General features: G+C 62.4%; 16 protein-coding genes. 3 read left to right on the top strand and 13 right to left on the bottom strand.

The genetic code is table 11. The annotated features are described in order from the left end of the window. Nucleotides 1-945 carry a DMT family transporter gene (locus J3P82_RS14010; protein WP_434557369.1) on the top strand — a complete coding sequence of 315 codons (945 nt, stop codon included), beginning with the start codon at nucleotides 1-3 and terminating at the stop codon, nucleotides 943-945. Here the strand turns inward: J3P82_RS14010 and J3P82_RS14015 are convergent. Next, nucleotides 942-2996 (bottom strand): 2Fe-2S iron-sulfur cluster-binding protein, encoded by a 2055-nt coding sequence (locus J3P82_RS14015; protein ID WP_434557370.1) that lies wholly within the window; start codon nucleotides 2994-2996, stop codon nucleotides 942-944. The genes J3P82_RS14010 and J3P82_RS14015 overlap by 4 nt on opposite strands. A 392-nt stretch (nucleotides 2997-3388) precedes the next feature. Here J3P82_RS14015 and yghU point away from each other — a divergent pair, with 392 nt between their 5' ends. Then, a complete protein-coding gene (yghU, locus tag J3P82_RS14020) occupies nucleotides 3389-4228 on the top strand; it encodes a glutathione-dependent disulfide-bond oxidoreductase (RefSeq protein ID WP_434557371.1) in 840 nt (279 codons plus the stop codon). Nucleotides 4229-4284: 56 nt separating this feature from the next. Here yghU and J3P82_RS14025 read toward each other — a convergent pair whose 3' ends face one another. After that, nucleotides 4285-5211, bottom strand: a complete 927-nt coding sequence (locus J3P82_RS14025; protein ID WP_434557372.1) for a Gfo/Idh/MocA family protein — start codon at nucleotides 5209-5211, stop codon at nucleotides 4285-4287. Between the two features lie 91 nt (nucleotides 5212-5302). Next, on the bottom strand, nucleotides 5303-6088 hold the full coding sequence (locus J3P82_RS14030; RefSeq protein WP_434557373.1) for a DeoR/GlpR family DNA-binding transcription regulator: 786 nt from the start codon (nucleotides 6086-6088) through the stop codon (nucleotides 5303-5305). Between the two features lie 207 nt (nucleotides 6089-6295). Here J3P82_RS14030 and mqo point away from each other — a divergent pair, with 207 nt between their 5' ends. Then, nucleotides 6296-7945 carry a malate dehydrogenase (quinone) gene (mqo, locus tag J3P82_RS14035; RefSeq protein WP_434557374.1) on the top strand — a complete coding sequence of 550 codons (1650 nt, stop codon included), beginning with the start codon at nucleotides 6296-6298 and terminating at the stop codon, nucleotides 7943-7945. Between the two features lie 63 nt (nucleotides 7946-8008). Here the strand turns inward: mqo and J3P82_RS14040 are convergent, their stop codons facing one another. From J3P82_RS14040 to J3P82_RS14085, 10 genes are all read right to left on the bottom strand, one after another. Next, nucleotides 8009-8986, bottom strand: a complete 978-nt coding sequence (locus J3P82_RS14040; RefSeq protein WP_434557375.1) for a LysR substrate-binding domain-containing protein — start codon at nucleotides 8984-8986, stop codon at nucleotides 8009-8011. A gap of 41 nt (nucleotides 8987-9027) precedes the next feature. Continuing rightward, nucleotides 9028-9993 (bottom strand): peptidylprolyl isomerase, encoded by a 966-nt coding sequence (locus tag J3P82_RS14045; RefSeq protein ID WP_434557376.1) that lies wholly within the window; start codon nucleotides 9991-9993, stop codon nucleotides 9028-9030. 5 nt (nucleotides 9994-9998) lie between these two features. Then, complete coding sequence (locus J3P82_RS14050) at nucleotides 9999-10481, bottom strand: YbjN domain-containing protein (protein ID WP_434557377.1); 483 nt, start codon at nucleotides 10479-10481, stop codon at nucleotides 9999-10001. A gap of 36 nt (nucleotides 10482-10517) precedes the next feature. Beyond that, nucleotides 10518-11165, bottom strand: a complete 648-nt coding sequence (locus tag J3P82_RS14055) for a DNA repair protein (protein ID WP_434557378.1) — start codon at nucleotides 11163-11165, stop codon at nucleotides 10518-10520. A gap of 15 nt (nucleotides 11166-11180) precedes the next feature. Beyond that, nucleotides 11181-12872: a putative porin gene (locus tag J3P82_RS14060; RefSeq protein ID WP_434557379.1), complete on the bottom strand. Its 1692-nt coding sequence runs from the start codon at nucleotides 12870-12872 to the stop codon at nucleotides 11181-11183. Nucleotides 12873-12907: 35 nt separating this feature from the next. After that, nucleotides 12908-13630 carry an energy transducer TonB family protein gene (locus J3P82_RS14065; protein WP_434557380.1) on the bottom strand — a complete coding sequence of 241 codons (723 nt, stop codon included), beginning with the start codon at nucleotides 13628-13630 and terminating at the stop codon, nucleotides 12908-12910. Between the two features lie 3 nt (nucleotides 13631-13633). Then, nucleotides 13634-14059, bottom strand: a complete 426-nt coding sequence (locus J3P82_RS14070; protein ID WP_434557381.1) for an ExbD/TolR family protein — start codon at nucleotides 14057-14059, stop codon at nucleotides 13634-13636. A gap of 10 nt (nucleotides 14060-14069) precedes the next feature. After that, complete coding sequence (locus tag J3P82_RS14075; protein ID WP_434557382.1) at nucleotides 14070-15902, bottom strand: DUF2341 domain-containing protein; 1833 nt, start codon at nucleotides 15900-15902, stop codon at nucleotides 14070-14072. A 31-nt stretch (nucleotides 15903-15933) separates the two neighbouring features. After that, nucleotides 15934-17529, bottom strand: coding sequence for a ShlB/FhaC/HecB family hemolysin secretion/activation protein (locus tag J3P82_RS14080; protein WP_434557383.1), 1596 nt, complete (start codon nucleotides 17527-17529; stop codon nucleotides 15934-15936). Between the two features lie 147 nt (nucleotides 17530-17676). Next, complete coding sequence (locus J3P82_RS14085; RefSeq protein ID WP_434557384.1) at nucleotides 17677-18276, bottom strand: transposase; 600 nt, start codon at nucleotides 18274-18276, stop codon at nucleotides 17677-17679. Between the last annotated feature and the right edge of the window lie 213 nt (nucleotides 18277-18489).

The following is an 18489-nucleotide window of genomic DNA, read 5'->3' on the forward strand; positions in this document are numbered from 1 at the left end:
ATGAACTCGCCCAAATCGATCACTTGCCCTGCCACGCCCAGCTTGTATTGGCTGATTCCGTTGCCCTTGCTGGAAGCGGCGCTGGTCCTGGCCTGGAGCTCAGGCTTCGTCGGCGCGCGCTTCTCCATCGATTACGCGCCGCCGTTGCTCGTGGTGTTCTGGCGCTGCGTCCTGGTCACGCTGATCCTGTTTCCCTTCGTCGTCGGCCAGCTGCGACGAATCCCCTTCGCCGCATTCTTGAAGAACGCCGGTATCGGCCTGCTAGCGATGGCGGGTTATCTGGCCGGTATCACCCAAGGCATCGCCCTGGGTGTTCCGGCAGGCCTGGCCGCGCTGTTTGCCGACTTGCTGCCGATAGGCCTGGCACTGTTGGCTGCCGGCGTGCTGGGACAGCGTTTGGCGCCGGCAGTCTGGGCGGGCTTGGCCATCGGCCTGAGCGGTGTTGCCCTCGGCACCCAAGGCGCGTTGGCCTGGGGCGACGCGCCTTTGTGGGCTTATGGGTTGCCGTTGCTCGGCATGCTCTCGCTCGCTGCTGCGACCTTGTGGCAAAAGCAGCTTCCGGCCTCGCAATCGATTGGCCTGCTGCCCAATCTCTGGCTGCAATGTTGCGTCAGCGGCCTGGCGTTCGCGCTTATCGAGGGCGTACAGGGCAGCCTCGCGCCGATACCCAGTACTGGCTTTGTGCTGAGCGTCGTATGGACGGCGGGGTTGTCGACGATGGGCGGATACGGGCTCTATTGGTTGTGCCTGCGCCGGGCGACAGCCACCCGTGTCGCCAGCGTTCTCTACCTGAGCCCGCCCATTACGATGCTGTGGGCCTGGGCAATGTTCGACGAGCCGTTGTCGTGGCTCATGGCGTTGGGGATGGCGGTGTCTGCCGTCGGCATCTGGATGGTGATGCGTGATGAAGCCCGCGGTCGACGCAGCGCCACCGCCGCGCGTTAAACCTCCAGCACCAAAGGCTCACTGCCCTCGGCCGGTACCGCGCAACAAATCAGCACTTCGCCGTCGGCGACCGGCTCGACGGGCTGGGTCAAGTAATGCACCTGGCCTTGGGTCATGCGGGTTCTACAGGTGCCACAGGAACCGCCGCGGCAACTGAATTCCGGGTTCAGGCCCCGGGCCTCGGCCAACTCCAGCAGCGTCCCGCTACCCGGCTCCCAGCGCGCTTCCTTGGCCGAGCTGGCGAACAGCACTTTCACCGTTTCACTCGCCGCCGGCACCTGCTCGGCCACCGGCACACGGACCTCGATATCGCGCACCAGCGTAGACGGGCCAAAGGTTTCCGCATGGATGCGCTCATCGGGAATGCGCAGGCTGCGCAGGCCGTCATACAGCGCCTGGGTAAAGCCGCCCGGCCCGCACAAATAGAAGTCGTAGTCGTCCAGCGGCAGCCATTGCTTGAGCAGCGCCACATCGATTCTGCCGGACACGTCGTAACCTTGCCCGGCGCTGCCGTCGGTGGGCGGTTGGCTGACCACGCGCAACACCCGCAACTTGTCACCGGCACGGGCCGCCAGCTCGTCGATCTCTTTGCGAAAGGCCAGATCGGCCACGTGACGGGCGCTTTGTACCAGCCAGACCGAACGCATGCGGCTGATGCGTTTCCCTTGGTAGACCACCTCGCGCAACATCGACAGCAACGGCGTGATGCCAACGCCCGCTGCCAGTAGTACCAACGGGCGGCGCTCGATGGGGTCGACGGTGAAGTGGCCTTGGGGCGCCCGCGCCTCAATTTCATGGGCCGCCTGAACCTGTTCATGCAAGTGCGAAGACACCACGCCATCGCGCTTGACGCTAATGCGCAGGAAATCATCCGACGGCGCGCTGGACACGCTGTAGGTGCGGATCGACGGAATTTTCTGCCCATCCAGCAATACTCGCACTGGCAAATGCTGTCCGGCTTCGAACCGTGGCAAACCGGCCCCGTCGGTGGTTTGCAGATAAAGGGAGCGGATGCCGGGGCTTTCATCCACCGTCCGAGTGACCTGCAGCGCACGCCATTGGGTTCGCAGGGCTTCGGCCTGCAAGCGCTCCGCGGTTTGCTCCCAACTGCCGGTCATCAGCGAATTGGGCGAGTCACCTTCGTCCTGGTCCTTCCAGCGCAACGGTATCGCTGCGGGCCGGTAGACCACGCGTTGCGGAGTAACACGCAACAACCGCTCGGCGCCCTGGAACGCGGCGATCTGCGGGTCATCCAGCAACACCTCGGCGCAACCGCTCAGTTGCAACAGGTCGCCGGTTTCAAAGTCGACGAACACCAGCCCTGCACGCGGATTCAGCAGGATATTGCCCAACGTGTTGAAAAACAGATTCCCGGAAAAATCCGGGATGGTCAGCGTCCCGTCCTCGTCCATGTGCACAAAACCGGACTTGCCGCCACGGTGTGAAGCATCGACCTGCCGTTCGCCGTCTCGGATCACGTAGGTGGCGATGTAGAACGAATCGGCCGCCGTGACCAGCCGACGAACCAAGGCATCATCCACCTCCAGTTCACGCGAGACGGCAGGTTGCTCACCGACAAATCTGTATTGGCGCAGGTTGATGTAGCGCGGGCAGTTGCCATAGGCCTGGCTCACCGAGATCTCCAGGCCCTGGTCAAGCTCGCGGCGCACGACACCGTTCATGCGGTTACGTCGACGGGTGTGCAACTCGATACCCAGCATGCCGATGGCATCGCCCTCGCCCATGCCTTCCTGGGCTGGATCGCTCGGCTGCGGCTCGATATTGATGTGCAGCGTTTGCGGATCCGGTGAACTCATGAAGCCGGGCTGCCCGGTGCGCAGCGTCGCCCAGACATCGCCTTGACGATCCACCGCGCCCAGCACCACGAAGGGCAATTGGGCGTAGAACTCACGGTGCTGATCGGGCATCCAGGTGCGTGCCAGTTGCCGCTGGCCGACACCGGCCATCATGTCCACCGCGCCAACGGAGCGCTGCAAGGTCAACTCGCCTTCGTGCCAGGGCGAAGGTTGTGCTTTCGAGGCTTCGTTCATCGGCTACTCCTTGCGCCCCGGCTTTGCAGCTGGGTCAGTGCGCTGTGGTCAGGGAGGGTCCGTCACGCCTTAGGACAGGGCATGCGGTGGGTGAAGCCATCTTCTGCCCAAAGCCACGGCGCAGGAATACGCATGGATTGAAATCCACTGTTTCAGGAAATGGAATGACCTCGACGCCTGGGTCCTGGCGCAATCAAAGAGCGTTTAATTTTTGGCGCCAAAAAGCCCTTGTCCGGCTTATCTATTACTGAAGGAGATACAGACAATCAACCGCCGTTGTTCGCCTGACAAATCGCCCTTGGATTAGAGTCCATTTCTCGACGCGAGCCATTGTGCAAATGTGCCAAGGCTTCGTCCCAGGATCAGTGCATTCAAACGATAAGGTACGTCTCATGAGCAAAGCGTCTTACGTTCCCCCAAAAATCTGGAAGCACGAGGCCCCCTCGGGCGGCCAGTTTGCCAGCATCAACCGCCCGGTCGCCGGGCCGACCCACGAAAAAACCTTGCCGGTCGGCGAGCACCCGTTGCAGCTCTATTCACTGGCGACGCCCAACGGCGTCAAAGTCACGATCCTGCTCGAAGAGTTGCTGGCGCTCGGGCACACCGGCGCGGAATACGACGCCTGGCTGATTCGCATCGGCGAAGGCGACCAGTTTTCCAGCGGTTTTGTCGAGGTCAATCCAAACTCGAAGATTCCGGCCCTGCTGGATCGCAGCGTCGAGCCAGCGATCCGCGTCTTCGAGTCCGGGTCGATCCTGCTTTACCTGGCGGAAAAATTTGGCGCGCTGCTGCCCTCCGACCCGGCCGGCCGCACCGAAACCTTGAACTGGCTGTTCTGGCAGATGGGTTCGGCGCCGTACCTGGGCGGCGGTTTCGGGCATTTCTACGCTTACGCGCCGGAAAAACTCGAGTACCCGATCAATCGCTTCACCATGGAAGCCAAGCGCCAACTGGATGTGCTGGACCGTCGCCTGGCCGAAAACCAATACCTGGCGGGCGACCAGTACACCATCGCCGACATCGCGGTCTGGCCCTGGTACGGGCAACTAGTGCGCAACAACGTGTATTCAGCCGCGCAGTTCCTCTCGGCCCACGAATACATCCATGTGCAGCGCTGGGCCGAGGAAATCGCCAACCGGCCTGCGGTGATGCGCGGCCAGCGGGTCAACCGGACCTGGGGCGATGAAACGAGCCAGGTGCCGGAGCGACATCGGGCGCAGGATTTGGGCTAGGCGCGCCTACGCGAAACCCTGTGGCGAGGTAGCAAGCTTCCTCGCCACATGTTCTATCAATCGTAAAACGGTTCGACCAGGGTCCGGCTGCCCACGAAGAAGCTGTCCGCGACCAGGCGTAGCGGTTGCAAATCCATGTCGCTGGCCTTGTCCTTGATCAGCTGTTGGAAATGCCGGTACACCGCTGCGTACTCGCCCTCCTCCGACACCGTCTGGCGGACGCCGTCGATACTTAGCAGCGCGCCGCCATTGTCGAGCCGCAGGACGCCTTCGGCGCAGCGAATCTCAATGCTCCAAAGTTCGTCATGACCATGGTCGAAGTCAAACTCGGCACGGATATCGAGCTGGCGCGCGTCCGCCATCTTGATGCTCGCGGCAATCGGTGACTGGCAGTTGTCGGGGACGCGCAGTTCGGCCGACTCGACGAACAGCGACAGCGGCAGCAGATGGGTAGCAATCGACAGGGCATTGATGCCGGGATCAAAGACGCCCAGGCCACCGGGTTGCCAGATCCATGCCTGGCCCGGGTGCCATTTGCGCACGTCTTCCTTCCAATCGATCCGGACGCTTTGCAGCGTACGGCTGGCCAGCCAGTCGCGAGCCGCTGCGATGCCGGGCGCATAGCGCGAATGCCAGGCGTAGAGGCCGCTGACGCCTTGCTCGCGCGCCAGGTCGACAAGGGCCATCGCTTCGCCCAATGTCGCGCATGGCGGCTTTTCCACCAGCACGTGCTTGCCGGCAGCCAAGGCTTGCCGGACCAGCCCGAACCGACCTTGTGGCGGCGTGCAGAATGCGATTGCATCGACGTGCGGGCCGTTTTCCAGCAGCTCGCCCAAGGAGTGGAAATTCTCCGCCCCTGGGCAAGGCTGCCCTTGCGTGGCGACCGCCACCAGTTCGAACGCGGGGTTGGCGCGAATAGCGGGGACGTGTTGATCCTGGGCGATCTTGCCGTAGCCCACCAGACCGAGACGAATCGGTTGCATTGATGACTCCTGACTTTTGTACTTATGATTGGGCAGCAAACTAGACGTAAATCGCCTGGCGGACAATGGGTTCGTATCCCATTGCCCGGCGTCAGCGCTGCATCGGGGCGGTCACGACCTTGGAAATCCGGCTGAGAAAGGGTTCGAGTCGCTCCCGCGGTGCGTCGTGCTCGACCACCAACGCAGTGACTTCCTCGCAAGAGGCCACCTGATAGTGGGCAACGCTGGAAAGTTTTTCATTGGTCACCGCTACCACCACTTGACCGCTCGCCGCCACCGCCGCGCGTTTGAATTCCGCATCATCCAGGCCAAACGCCGTGACCCCATTGTCCGGGTCGATGGCGCAGGCACCGACAAAGCACAGGTCGAAATTGAACTGGCGCAATTGCTGGACGGCCGCCAGCCCGATGGCTCCGCCTGCGACAGGATTCAGGCGACCGCCCAGCAGAATGACTTCGGCGCGGGGCAGCTTCATCAGCTCCACCGCGATCAAGGGTGAGTTGGTGGAGAGGGTCAACCGCAGCTCCGGATCGATGGCGCGGGCGATGGCCAGGTTGGTCGACCCGGCATCGAGGAACACGTGCTGCCCGGCGATGAGCAGCGAGGCTGCCGTCTGGCCAAGCGTGCCCTTGCGTGCCGAATCCTGGTGAATCCGCACATCAATAGGCGCCTCGGCCGCTGGCAGGCGAATCGCGCCGCCATAGACGCGCTTGCACAAGCCCGCCGCTGCCAGCGCGCCCAAATCGCGCCGTATCGAGTGTTCCGAAACGTTGAACTCGACGGCCAAGTCAGCCGCAATGACCCGGCCATACAGGGCGAGGCGTTCGCTGATCAATCGCTGGCGTTCGCCGGGAAACGCTTCGTTAAAGGAACTCATGACATTGGCAACCTGCATAAACGAGCGACAACAAACACAAACGAGCACACTATGCCGCGTCCCCCGAGGATCGTCAAACCAGGCCGAATTGCCTTTCGTCACTCTCTCGCGCCGGGTCGTGAACAGTTTTTTCCCGAGGCGGGTCAACCCAAGGTCAGAGCGTCATTTCGTAAATGAGCGACTCACCCGGTCGCCGAGGGTCGAACTATGAACACTACGATTATCGCGGCCCTGGTGAGCGCCGTCGTCCTATCGGGCGCCACCGGTGCCCAGGCCGCAGAAACGAAAAAGGTCGATGTGCTGCTGGTGGGCGGAGGAATCATGAGTTCCACGCTGGGCATCTGGCTCAACGAGCTGGAGCCAGGCTGGTCGATGGAGATGGTCGAGCGCCTGGACGCGGTGGCCGAAGAAAGCTCCAACGGCTGGAACAACGCCGGCACCGGCCACTCAGCGTTGGCAGAACTCAACTACACACCGATGGACGAGCAAGGCAACGTCAATATTTCCAAAGCCATCGAGATCAACGAAGCCTTCCAGATCACCCGGCAGTTCCTGGCTTGGCAGGTCAAGAACAACGTCCTGAAAAACCCTCCGTCATTCATCAATTCCACGCCGCACATGAGTTTCGTGTGGGGGGACGACAACATCAGGTTCCTCAGGAAACGCTATGAGGCGCTGCAAGCGAGTCCGCTGTTCCGGCCCATGCAATATTCGGAGGATCCGGAGCAGATCAAGAAATGGGTGCCGCTGATGATGGAGGGCCGCGACCCGAACCAGAAACTTGCGGCGACCTGGACGCCGATCGGCACCGATGTGAATTTTGGTGAAATCACTCGTCAGTACGTCGGATATTTGCAAAGCAAAGCCAATTTCAGCCTGAAGCTTTCCAGCGAAGTCCGCGATATCACCCGCAATGACGATGGCTCCTGGCACGTGGAGTACAAGAACCTCAAGGACGGTGAGACGACAGCCACCGACGCCAAGTTCGTTTTCATCGGCGCGGGAGGTGGCGCGTTGCATCTGTTGCAGAAGTCGGGCATCGAGGAAGCGAAGGAATACGCAGGGTTTCCGGTCGGCGGCTCGTTCCTGGTTGCCGAGAACCCCACCATCGCCGAGCGACATATGGCCAAGGCATACGGGATAGCCTCCACCGGCGCGCCACCGATGTCCGTGCCGCACTTGGACACCCGAGTACTGGACGGCAAGCGCGTCATCCTGTTCGGTCCTTTCGCGACCTTCTCCACCAAATTCCTCAAGGAAGGCTCGTACTTCGACCTGTTTACCAGCATGACGCCACACAACATCTGGCCCATGACCAGAGTCGGCGTCGAGCAGTACCCGCTGGTGGAGTATCTGGCCGGCCAGCTGATGCTTTCCGACGACGACCGGTTCAAGGCCTTGCAGGAATACTTTCCCCAGGCCAAGCAGGAAGACTGGCGCCTCTGGCAAGCCGGCCAGCGGGTCCAGGTGATCAAGCGCGATGAAGAGAAAGGCGGCGTGCTCAAACTCGGTACCGAGGTGGTCGCCTCGCAGGATGGCAGCATCGCCGGATTGCTCGGAGCATCCCCCGGTGCCTCGACAGCGGCGCCTATCATGCTTGAAGTCATGCAGCGGGTCTTCAAGGACAAGGTCGCCTCCCCGGCCTGGCAGGAAAAGCTGCACCAGATCGTGCCGAGCTATGGAACCCGGCTCAACGATGACCCGGCGCGAGTCTACGAGGAATGGAAATACACCAGCGAACTGCTGCAACTGGCGCCGCCACCGGATATACGCGGCAACGCCGAGTCGAACGCCCCGACCAACAGCGATCCGGTGGGGCAGAAACACAGCGATTCCGACCCGGACATTGCTTTGTGAATGGCGTCCAGGCTGCCGTCTTGTAGCTGAGCCTTGAAACAACGGCTCAGCTACCGGCACAGCCTAGAACCAGTCCTCGTGCTCTTCAAACGCCGCGCGGACCATCGCCACCAATCGCACGACTTCCTGCCTGTGCGCTTCATCGCCATGCACGGCCAGCCAGACCTGCATCTGCATGTCGCCAGTGAACAATTCGGGCAAAGGTTGCAGGGTTTTGTCGAGCGAGCAAACGTAGTGCGGCAGCAGGCCGATACAGGCGCTCCATTGAATCATCTGGCGCATCAACTCATAGGAGTTCACCTGCGTAACGCCTGAGCGGCGCTCGCTGACGGCGCGGTTCCACGGTGCCAGCGAAGGCATTTTTGCGTAGCTGTGCAGGCTGACCAGCATGTAGTCCTGAAGCTCGGGAAGGCTGCGTGGGCGACTGGCTTCCCGGGAGTAGCGCTTGGCTATGTGCGGGATGTATTCCAGTTCGGCCAGGCAACTGAGTTCGGCCACCGGGAAAGATAGCTGCGGCGCCGTCGCCCGTGGGTCGGTGAGCCAGACGATGACATCCGCCTCAATCGACTCCTGGCCGGGTTGACCGTCGAGGCGCACCAGGTCCAGGCGCACGTTGGCGTGTTGGCGCAAGAAGCCAAGCAGCGCGCGGTTGAGGACGTCGTGCAGCAACGGCTCGGCCACGGCCACCCGCACCAGGGCCTGATCGGTGTCGAAGACATCAGGCAACGCCAGCAACGCACGGTGGGCCAGTAATTGGCTACGCAGGTCACGGCCATCCTGGCTGAGCATCAGCGCATTGCCCCGGTGTTCGAACAAGGGCCGGCCGTAATGGCTGGATAACCGCGAAAGTTTTTTGCGCAACAACGAGGCTTTGACATTCAGGCTGCGCGCGGCCTGCATGAAACAGCTACAGCGTGCCGCCACCAGGAAAAACTCCAGCGCTTGCGGATCCTTGAAGCCCTTCAGCGCTTGATCATCGGTCGTCACCGAAGCACCCAGCCGCACGTAATCTTGAACCTTGCCAATCTCCTCTAACGCCATACGCCCTCCTCCCTAAGGTAGCTCCACGGCGGCTGCGCCGCTTAACGAACAGACTCCAATGCCTCGTTCAGTTGCGCGCCATCGATGCTCAACGTCGCCTTGCTGACCAAACCTTCCAGATATGCCCTGGCCACCTGCTCCTGGCGCTGATTGCGCAGCGCCTCGCGCAACTGCCCACGCACCTCATCCAGACTGGCGGGACGTGCCGGTTGCATATCGGTGAGCTTGAGAACGTGAAAACCCGCCTGGCTGCGCAACGCGTCGGAAACACTGCCAACCCGCTGCCGCGCCAGCACTTGGCGCATTTCCGGCACGTATTGCTGCAACGGTTGCAGGCCGCTGTCGCCACCTCGTTGCGCCGTGGCCTGGTCCTCGGAAAACTCCCGGGCCAACGCGGCGAAATCAGCATTGGGAGCTTGGGCGCGGCGTGCCAGCTCGGTGGCTTTCTTGCGCACCGACTCTTCGTTGGCACCCGGCTCCAGCGCGATGAAAATCTGACTGACGCGATACAACGCCGGGCTTTGCAGCTGGTCCTTCGCTGCGTCATAGGCTTGTTGCAGCGCCTGCTCATCCGGGTAATCGGCAGGCACTTGGCTGACGGATTGCAGATAGGTGCGCAACAGGATCTGTTCGGTGGCGGCTCGGGTCATCTGTTGAATTTCCGGGCGTTCCTGCCAACCTTGCGCGTCGGCCTGCTGCAACAAGGCTTTTTCCGCCAGGCGCGCTCGAATCCAGCCTTCCAGGGCGCCACGATTGGCACGCAGTTGCTCGCGCACCGGCGGTGCCAACGAGCCCAGCACACCGTTGAGTTCGGCGCTGCTCAATCGCAGTTCACCCAGACTGGCAACGGCCGGCGCGGTCTCGCCTTGGCCTCGGGCCGCTACCGGTTGTGTCGGCGGTACCGAGGCATGGGGTGAATCGCCAGGGTCGAGGGCCACCACCAAGGCGATGCCTCCCGCCACCAGAATGACAAGACTGACGCCCACCCGTTTGCTGAACCTGCTCATCACGATCAAGCCTCTTCAACCGCGACTTCTGGTACTGGCGCAGCGTCCACCGCCTGTTGCTGGCGGGCCTGCTGGCTGTATTCGCGCAGGTACACCACGAACTCTTGCAGCAAGCGGTCCCAGAGCTCCAGCACGCCGCGCAAGTGGTCCTCGCTGACGCCTGCGGCGACGATCGCGTCCATCTCCATCACCAGGAATTCGCCCTGAAGGCTGAGGCGGGCAAAGCGGCGGCTGGCGTTCCAGACTTCGACCAAGCCTTCCGGCAACTTGCCCTCGATGCGCAACGCGCAGCTGAACGTAAAGTCGAGGAAGCTACCCTCGGCGGCGGCCGGGTTGCCGAAGCGCACGGCAAAACCGATGCCCTGGCTGGCGCTCAACAACTGCACTACCGCGCCTTGTTCGGTGCGATTGACGCGGTAGCCAGCGACTTGCAGCAACTCGCCGAGTTGCTCGGCGGTGATGCTCTGGATCAGTGCTTGTGTGGTCATGGCAGAACTTTCCTGTTGGGTAAAAGTGGGCGGTAATTATTTGCCCGCGGTGGTCGTGGTGGCGTCGAACTGGGTCTGGTACAGCGCATCGCCATAGCGCTGCGCCAATTCCTCGAACTTCACCCGCGCGCCGCTGGCGAAGGGCTGGCGAATCTTCAGCACATCACTGACCTCGATGTTTTCGTAGGCGCTGAGGATCTCTTTGGCGACGCCATACATCTGCTGGTTCTTCGCCACACATTGCTGCACTTCGCTCTCGCGACTGGTCAGGCTGGCTTGCAGGGTGGCGCGCGCCGCTTCGATACCGCGAGCCCGGCCCAGCAGTTCTTCGTAGGCTTGCTTGAATTTGCCGACCTGCTCGCCGCTGGCCGCCACCTGCGCCTGGGCGCTGCTGCGCACGGCATCCTGCTGGGCGCCCAGTTGTTCGTTCTGGCTGCGGGCCTTGGTCAGTTCGGCGGTCAGTTGCTTGATTTGCCCTTGCGCCGCGCTCAGTTGGCTCTCCGCTGCCTGGCGCGCAGCGGTGCCTTGCGCCTGTTCGCTCTGCAAGGCTTGCAACTGCTGTGTGGTGCTGCGCAACTGGGCACGCAGGCGCTCCTCCAAGGTTTGCGCCGAAGCACCCAAGGCTGCGCCGAGGCCCAGCAACAGCACCACAGCGTGGATGACGGGATGAAATGGCCTGGTCATATGGTCCTCCCGGCGCTAGAAGCGCGTATTGAGCTCAAGTTGCAGAACGTCGATAGCGAACGGCGCGCCATACACTTCTTCGCTGCTCAGCCAGCGCGCGGTGGCCAATACGTTGTCTTCGATTCCATAGTTGCCGCCGAGGAAATAACCCTTGGCGTTGGTGCCCCCGAGGTGGAACGAAGAATCGTTGAAGCCATCCGGCAAGGCATCCGGCTCGATGTACTTGTAGCCGGCGAACAGGTTCCAGTCGCCGCGCTTTTTCAGGTCCAGGGCACTGCCCAAGGTGAACTGCAGCATCCAGGCACTGTCACCGCTTTCGATGTCGCCGTTCTCATCCAGGTTGTTGGCCAGCGCACCGGCCGAGCGCTTGCGCATCTTGCCTTCGTCGTAGCCGAGGTTGACCAGGTAGTTGCCCTGGCTACGCAGCTTAAGGTCGTCGAACAGCAAAGTGTCCCACACCAGGTTGAGGTCGAGCAGGTTGAACTCCGAGGCCAGGCCTACGAACTGCGGCTGCGGCGAGGTGGTCGGCGCGGAAGGGTCCGGCACCAGGTCGCGTAGTTCCATCAACGTGTTGCCCTTTTGCATGAAGGCCGGGCGCGTTTCGTCGCTGTCACAGGCGGGGGCGCCGTCATAGATGGCACAGGGGTTGGAGCGCCGCCCTTCGATGTCATCGAACTGGTAATAAGCCAACGCGCCCTTGATGTTGTTGTCCGGGGCAAATGCCCAGTTCGCGCCAAGCTGGGCGCCGTAGAGCCACTTGTTCTCGCTGTCTTCCTTGTTGAAACCATCGCTCGACGCGCTGTCGGAGCTGTACTCCACCGGGAACGCACCGAGGGTGCCGAATAGCGCCAGGTCGCGGTTCAACGAGTGATTGAACGAGCCGGCCAAGCCGTCGAAATTAAGATCGTTGGAATACAGCAGATCGGTAGACATGAACGGGTTGGGCATGCGTCCACCGGTGAAGCTCAGTTCCTTGGTCGGGCGATAGTTGAGGTAGCCCTGGTCGAGCCACAGGTCCTTTTTGTCAAAGCCGCCGCCCAAGGTCTGGGTGGTGGAGACTGGACTGCTGTCCGAGCCCGTGCCCAGGCGGATAGCGGCTGTCCATTGCGGGGAAAGCGCGGCCCGCATACCCATGCGAGCGCGCAGGCGCAGCATGTTCTCGCGGTCTTCGCGGGTATTGAGCAGCGGTGGAAGTTGTGAGCCGCTGTTGGGGTTGACGTCATAAGGCCCGCTGTTATTGAGCTCGGCAAAATCAACGATCTCGTTACTGTTGCTGCCCGAGTAGAAGCGCGACTCGTTGCGCAGGCGCACGTCGCCTTCAAAGGTGACGCGTGAGACCCAGTCGGGGAAGGTGTTGGGCTGCGCCCAGTTTTCCTGTTTGGCTTGGGCGATCACTTCGGCTTTCACCTGGTCGCGAATCTGTTCCCGAACGATGGCCGGCACATACTGCACCCGGACCTCGCCCGGCGCGCCTGGCGCTGGCACCGCTGCGGTGTTGGCGGCCGTCTGCCGGGCTTGCGTGGCCTCGGCTTCGGCCTGGTCGATCAGCGCTTGGGCCTGGTCCTGTTTGAGCACGCCTTGTTGCACCAACAGGCGAATCAGATTGACCGTCGCGTTCTGCGAGGGTGTCTGCGCCAACGCGCTACCCGCCAGGCTGGCGATCACCAGGCCGACGCCCAGCGCCAATCGATTAACTTTGCAGATCATGAACACAACTCCTAATGGTCTCTTGGCGACCCGGCTTAGCCCGGCCGGCGTCCTTGTAGGCGGATACGCACCGGCACCTGCAACGAGGCGGGTGGGCGTTCCAGATTGGGTGAGGCGCGCAAGGTGGCCAGCACCTTGGCGTCAAGTTCGGCATCGCCGCTGGTGCGCCCCAGCTCCACCCGGATCACCCGGCCGGCCTGGTCCAGCCAGACATCGGCCTCCAGGCGGAAAACCAGGTTGCGCAGCTCGGGCGACTCGCGCAGCAAGCGTTGGAAGCTGTAGGCGAGGAACTGGCTGTAGGTGCCGTTGCCGAGGCGTCCGCCACCGGCGCCAGCCATCCCGCCGCCCTTGCCCGCGCCGATATTGAAAGCGTCGGAGCCAGCCTGGGCGTCGCTGTCCATTTGCATCGGGTCAGCCAGGTCCTCGGCGGGTGAAGGCGGTGCTTCTTCCTCCGGCTTGACTTCCTCTGGTTCGGGCGTCGGTTCGGGCTCGACGATTTTTTCTTCCACCGGTTTTTCCGGCTCCGGCGGTTTTTCCGGGGGCGGCGGCGGAGGTGGCGGCAACGGAATGATCGCCGGAATCTTCGGCGCCTCGCGACGGATGCCGCTCATGTCGTTGGCCCATGTCCACAGCAGCCAGGCCAAGCCCGCGCCCACCAGCAAACCGACGGTCCACTGCAACACGCGACGCACCCTGCCGGTGGCGTCCCGCTGTCGCTCCAGATGACCGTTTTGCGGCTGTTCAGGAAAAGACGTCATGACTCAGCCCTGGCTCGGTTTGCCGGTGACCAGGCCCACCTGGGACAATTCCAGGCGACGCAGCAGGTCCAGCACTTCAATGACTTTCTGGTACTGCACGGCCGAGTCCCCGCGCACGATGATCGGAAAATCCGGGCTCTGGGCTTTCTCGATACGCAAGCGATCTTCCAGTTCGTTGAGGGTGACCGGGTAGGCATCGAGGAACACCTGGCCGCCATCATTGATGGAAATCGCCTTGGTCTTGGGCTGCGAAAGCGAGATGGTCGAACTGGCCTTCGGCAGGTTGATCTGGATCCCGGAGACCTGGGCGGTGGCGGTGAGAATAAACATCACCAACACCACCATGAGCACGTCCACCAGCGGCGTGATGTTGATGGTGTCGACGGCGGCATCTTCGTCGTCGTCCGAGGCGCTATTGAGGTTGGCCATGGTCGCTCCCCTACACCGTCAACGATGGGCTGGCGACGTGGTTGCCCCGTCGATGCGCCGCTTCACTGGACTGGCTTTCGCCGTGGACTTCGGCCAGGCGGGTGATGAACTCGTCGACGAATACCCGCATGTCGGCGCTGACTTCCTTGTTGCGCGTGGTCAGGCGGTTGTAGCCAAACAGCGCCGGGATCGCGACGAACAACCCCATGGCGGTGGCCAGCAACGCGGCTGCCATGCCGGGGGCGATGGCGTTGATGTTTACATCACCGGCCATGGCGGTGCCGAGGAACACCACCATGATCCCCAGCACCGTCCCCAGCAGGCCGATGTAAGGGCCGCCGGCGATGGCGTTGGACAACGTCGACAACTTGGAACTGAGCTGTTGGTTTTCCCGGGTCCGTACACCGTCCATGGAACAGCGGATGGCTTCGATGGTGGCGGCGGAGATCGACGAGGTGTCGGCGCCCTGGTCGCGGCGCGTGCGGATCTCGGCAACCGCCACCCCATACAGGCGCCACAGCGACGAATCGCCCAGGCGCTGCGCCAGGTCGCGGTCATCGGCGAGCAGTTCCAGCCGCGTTCCGACCTTGGCGAAATGACTGCGGAAGACTTCGTTGGCGCGGCTGACACGGCTGACATTGCGGCTCTTGCGCACCATGATCACCCACGACTGCAGCATCATCAGCACCAGGACGGCAATGATCACCCAGGCGTCCAGCGGCACCGCGTTGAGCAGGAAACCCAGGCTGCCGAAACCGAAGCCGGACTGTTCTTCGTCCACCCCGTAGACCACCAGGCGCGACTCGGCGCCCTGGGCGGTGGCATCGGCCAGGATCTGCTCGGGCGAACGGGCGACGCGGGACAAGCGCAGTTCATCGAGAGCGCCGGTGAAGGCTTGATACGTAGCGGTCGGTGCCACCGCGCCGGCTTCAACGGCGGCCGGTGAATCGGCGCCGATGGCAATCGCACCCTGCAACGCTGGCAACGGTTGCGCCAGGCTCGCCGCCGGCTTTCCATTCACATACAAACGCAAGCCGCTGGCGTCAGCCGTCAACGCCAGGTGTTGCCATTGCCCCAGTGCCACGCCCTGGTTGGCCACGGCGCGCTGGCCGTTCACTTCCACAAAGGGCACGCCTTGGTTCACGCCCACCAGCAGCGCATTGCCGGCATCACGACGGGCCAGCAGCAGTTGCTCGCCTGCGCCCTGCTCCATCCGCAACCAGGTGCTGAAGGTCAACGCACCACCCGCGCTCACGCCCAGGGATGGACTGGCCGGCAGCAACAGCGGCTGACCGTTGAGCTGTGCCGAGCGCCCGATGACACCGTCGATGATGTTTGCCGGGGCGTTCTGCGCGTGGTTGGCAAAGGCGCTGGCGTCCCGTGGCGGTGCGCCAACGGCACCGTCAAAGTGATAGACCAGGCTGTAGTCGGCATCGAAGGCTGACTGAGCGTTGCTCGTGGCCGGCGCTTTCGGGTTGCCGTAGTACATCCAGACATCCTGGCGCTTGCCACCCTCCACCAGAGGCACGTCCACCCAGATCAGCGCCATGCCCATCAACGGGTCGAAACTCTCGATCTGGTGGTTGAGTACGGTGTGATCATCGGTGGCGACAAAACGGATGTCCGAGCCGTTTTCGTTGACGCCATCGAAGGTGAAATTGCCGGTGTGCAAACGCACCAGCAGCGAGGTGCGCCCCACCGCCTGGCTGATCGCCGCGCCCTGGGGCGTGGTGTCGATGCTGATCTGTTTGCGGTAGTGCCAATCGTCCTGCCACCAGGCGCTGGCCGTTGCCGGCAGCACGAGGCCCAGGCAAGCGAGAAGAATGAAAATCAAGCGATGCATAACGGGGTGCTCCAAGGTCTGTGCCTACCGGTCAAAAGGTCGCCTGCACATTGAAGTGCACGCGTGAATCGTGTTTGCGGGTGTTCGGGCCGTCCTTGAGCGGCAGGCCCCAGTCGAGGCTGCCCGACAGCCATTCGCGCAACGTGGCGCGGGTGCCGAAGCCGATACTCGCCAGGCTGTAGTCAGCCTCCTGGTCGGGCAGCGCGTCTTGCAGGGCCAACTGCGCGCCTTCGGCAAAGACGTATAAACGCCAGTTGTCGACGTAGCTGCCGAGGCCTTTACCCAGGTGCTTGCTCAACGACGGTGTGCGCAGTTCCTGGGAAAACAGCACGCCGTCATCGCCCGTGCGTTCCGCAGCGAGATAACCGCGCACACTGGTGGCTCCGCCGGCGGAAAACTGTTCGTTGGAGACCAGCGGCCCGGAGGCCAATTGGAAGCTCAGCTTGCTTGCCGCTTGCCAGTCGCCGGAAAAATTCTGGGTGAAGGTGCTGTCGCCCTTGAACACGGCGAAGCTGGGATTGGCCTCGTAGCGCTTGGCCCGAAATTCATCGGCGTCGCTGCCATAGCCGAAGAAGCTGCGGGTGCCGGCAACGATGCTCAGGCCCAGGCCGAACTGTGAGGTTTCGGTGTAGCGAAAGCCGTTGTAGGCCAAGGTGATCGGCGCGTACTTGATCGGCACCTCGTCATTGGAGCCGCCAAACTGCAGGGCTTCCTCGAAATCCTTGAAGTCCACGCCCACCGACAGCGAGTTGGCCCAAACGCCCTGGGGCGGCACGTTGTAGATCAGCGACGCGCCATAGGAATGCCCCTTGCCCAATACGTTGCTGCCGCCGATGGTCGCGACGTTGCTGTCGGACTGGTAGCCAGACAACTGCACGTTCCAACGCTCGCTCAGGGGCGCGTTATAGGAGCCCGACCAGACTTGCGCGTTGTCCCGGTCTTGGGGGGCGGTGAAATAAGTCAGCGAGGCCGAGTGGCCGCGTTGCCAGAGGTTGTTGTGGCCCAGCGTGACCACCGAACGCAGTTTCTCGGTGTCGGCGCTATAGTCATTGTTCAGCCCGACACTGGCTTGCCAGGGGTTCTTGTCTTCGACTTGCAAGTCGACATCCATGGTTCCCGGACGCTGCCCTTCGCGCACCACCGGCACCACCTGGCGCCCAGGGTTGCGGTTGGCCACGGCCAACTGGCTTTGCACCGCGGCGAAATCGGCCACTTTGCCTTCTTCCAGTGCCGGTACTTCTTCGCGGACATTGACCGGCGAATAGTGCTCGGTGCCGACCACGCGTACCCGGCCGATCTTGGTTTCGCTGACTTGCAGGTACACCACGCCGCCTTCCACCTGCTGCTCCGGCAGTTCGACGAACACCGACTGGTAACCCTTGGCCTGGTAGCGCTGTTGCAGGGCGTCGCGGGCGCCTTCGATATCGGTGAGCTTGCGTTGCGGCCCCAGGAACGCATACACCGCCTCTTCGATTTCCCGGGCATCGAGCACGGTGTTGCCGCGCACGACGTACTCATTCACGTCCACCAGGCGCGCTGGCGCTCCGGCCTCGGCCGCGACCGCTGTATCGGCTTCCTCGGCCCACAACGCTGGCGCCTCGGCAACGAGCATCAGCGCGAGCGCCATGGGCAGGTATGGCCTGCACCTGCCGATGTTGAAGTCCCAATGATCCACACATCCCCCTCGATTCAATTGCGCCACGCGCGCAGCGCCTGCTGCAAAGCCGCGCGCCGCATGACGCGCTGCCTTGGCATCGTGTTGTTGCCTGACGGTTTATTTGCGTTTGGTATGGCCTGCGTGCCTGGAAAGCCAGGTGTGCAACAAGGCGAAGTTCAGCGAAAACTCCGGCATGTGCATCAGGTCGCCGCAGAACACTTCACTGACGATGCGCTCGAGCAATTTCGCCGCGTGCGGGCTGTCCAGCAGCTCGCCGATATCGCGCACGAAGACCGAGAACGCCCAGACCCGCTGGTTCAACTCAAGGCCCACAAACCAGCGGAACAACAGGTTGTAATTGAGCTGCTCGTACAACTGTTTTTCACTGGGCAGCGAGTACAGCAGTTGCAACAGCAACGCGAGCATCAAGGCCGGTACCGGCACCTGGATGTGGTGGTCCCGCGCCCATTGCTGCAAGGGCTCGGACGCAACCTCCAGCAGCTCTTCGATTTGTGGGCGCAACATCACCAGTGAATGACCTGGCGGTACGTAGCTGGACAGTTCCTTCAAGGCACTCTGCCAATCGTCCTGGGACACGATCCACACCCAAGGCGCGCCGTAGCGGTACACCGAGACCGGTTTTTTGCGTGCGGCTTCAACAATTTTCGACAGGCGCTGGTCCAGCTCCTGCATGCCCACTTTCGAGTAACTTTCCATAGACCCCAACGCCCCTGTCACACCTGGCATCCAGCGCGAAATAGCGCCAGAAAAAGTTGTCCGGCTTCCCTGCAAAAGGCCTTTTCGTCCACAGCGATCCTGCGCCGTTGCCGTTTCACACAACCTTGACCCCGGCCACCTGCCACTACCGAACTTTTGTCATCGAATCTTCATGAACGGTTACCGACAGCGACCGAGCACCCATGAAAAAGG

Source organism: Pseudomonas sp. Z4-20 (assembly GCF_051131955.1).
Taxonomy (GTDB): Bacteria; Pseudomonadota; Gammaproteobacteria; order Pseudomonadales; family Pseudomonadaceae; genus Aquipseudomonas; species Aquipseudomonas marvdashtae.

Bases quoted from the DNA above. Each gene is read 5' to 3' on its own strand.
- J3P82_RS14065 (WP_434557380.1), bottom strand. From the start codon at position 13,630: ATGACGTCTTTTCCTGAACAGCCGCAAAACGGTCATCTGGAGCGACAG.
- J3P82_RS14055 (WP_434557378.1), bottom strand. From the start codon at position 11,165: ATGACCAGGCCATTTCATCCCGTCATCCACGCTGTGGTGCTGTTGCTG.
- J3P82_RS14050 (WP_434557377.1), bottom strand. From the start codon at position 10,481: ATGACCACACAAGCACTGATCCAGAGCATCACCGCCGAGCAACTCGGC.
- mqo (WP_434557374.1), top strand. From the start codon at position 6,296: ATGAACACTACGATTATCGCGGCCCTGGTGAGCGCCGTCGTCCTATCG.
- J3P82_RS14010 (WP_434557369.1), top strand. From the start codon at position 1: ATGAACTCGCCCAAATCGATCACTTGCCCTGCCACGCCCAGCTTGTAT.
- J3P82_RS14030 (WP_434557373.1), bottom strand. From the start codon at position 6,088: ATGAGTTCCTTTAACGAAGCGTTTCCCGGCGAACGCCAGCGATTGATC.
- J3P82_RS14080 (WP_434557383.1), bottom strand. From the start codon at position 17,529: ATGGCGCTCGCGCTGATGCTCGTTGCCGAGGCGCCAGCGTTGTGGGCC.
- J3P82_RS14025 (WP_434557372.1), bottom strand. From the start codon at position 5,211: ATGCAACCGATTCGTCTCGGTCTGGTGGGCTACGGCAAGATCGCCCAG.
- J3P82_RS14045 (WP_434557376.1), bottom strand. From the start codon at position 9,993: ATGAGCAGGTTCAGCAAACGGGTGGGCGTCAGTCTTGTCATTCTGGTG.
- J3P82_RS14015 (WP_434557370.1), bottom strand. From the start codon at position 2,996: ATGAACGAAGCCTCGAAAGCACAACCTTCGCCCTGGCACGAAGGCGAG.
- J3P82_RS14075 (WP_434557382.1), bottom strand. From the start codon at position 15,902: ATGCATCGCTTGATTTTCATTCTTCTCGCTTGCCTGGGCCTCGTGCTG.
- J3P82_RS14085 (WP_434557384.1), bottom strand. From the start codon at position 18,276: ATGGAAAGTTACTCGAAAGTGGGCATGCAGGAGCTGGACCAGCGCCTG.
- J3P82_RS14060 (WP_434557379.1), bottom strand. From the start codon at position 12,872: ATGATCTGCAAAGTTAATCGATTGGCGCTGGGCGTCGGCCTGGTGATC.
- J3P82_RS14070 (WP_434557381.1), bottom strand. From the start codon at position 14,059: ATGGCCAACCTCAATAGCGCCTCGGACGACGACGAAGATGCCGCCGTC.
- J3P82_RS14040 (WP_434557375.1), bottom strand. From the start codon at position 8,986: ATGGCGTTAGAGGAGATTGGCAAGGTTCAAGATTACGTGCGGCTGGGT.
- yghU (WP_434557371.1), top strand. From the start codon at position 3,389: ATGAGCAAAGCGTCTTACGTTCCCCCAAAAATCTGGAAGCACGAGGCC.